At 70.5% G+C, this 485-nt stretch carries 1 protein-coding gene; it reads right to left on the bottom strand.

The features are described from left to right. Positions 1 to 485: AMP-binding protein (locus tag AB4039_RS42430; protein ID WP_442273337.1), on the bottom strand; the 485-nt coding region annotated here is incomplete at both ends.

Here is a 485-nt window from a genome sequence, read left to right as displayed (position 1 = left end):
CAGTGGGCTTGGTCGCCGGTGCGGTAGAGGCGGCTGCCGGGGGGTCCGTAGGGGTTGGGGACGAAGTGGGTGGCGGTGGTGGTGGGTTGGGCGAGGTAGCCGTGGGCGAGTCCGTCGCCGGAGAGGTAGAGCTCGCCCGTCGTGCCGGGAGGGGAGGGCCGCAGCCGTGCGTCCAGGACGTAGGCGTGCTTGTTGGTCAGGGGCCGGCCGATGGAGAGGGGACCCCGGACCTCGGCGGCCGGCGCGATGGTGTGGGTGGTGGTGAAGCCCATGGACTCGGCCGGCCCGTACCCGTTGGTGATCGTGAGGTGCGGCCGGAGCCCGTGGAGGCGGTGGACGTGGGTGGGCGATGCGGGTTCGCCGCCGGTGTAGACGATGCGGGTGGTGGTGAAGGTCTCGGGGTGTTCGTCGGTGAGGTAGTTGAACAGGCTGGAGGACAGTTGCAGCATCGTCACCCGGTGCTGCTGGGCGAGTGCGGAGATCAG

The organism is Streptomyces sp. M-16 (assembly GCF_052114405.1).
Taxonomy (GTDB): Bacteria; Actinomycetota; Actinomycetes; order Streptomycetales; family Streptomycetaceae; genus Streptomyces.
The sequence above is the reverse complement of the archived record's forward strand: the minus strand, read 5'-3'. Positions and strand labels throughout refer to the sequence as shown.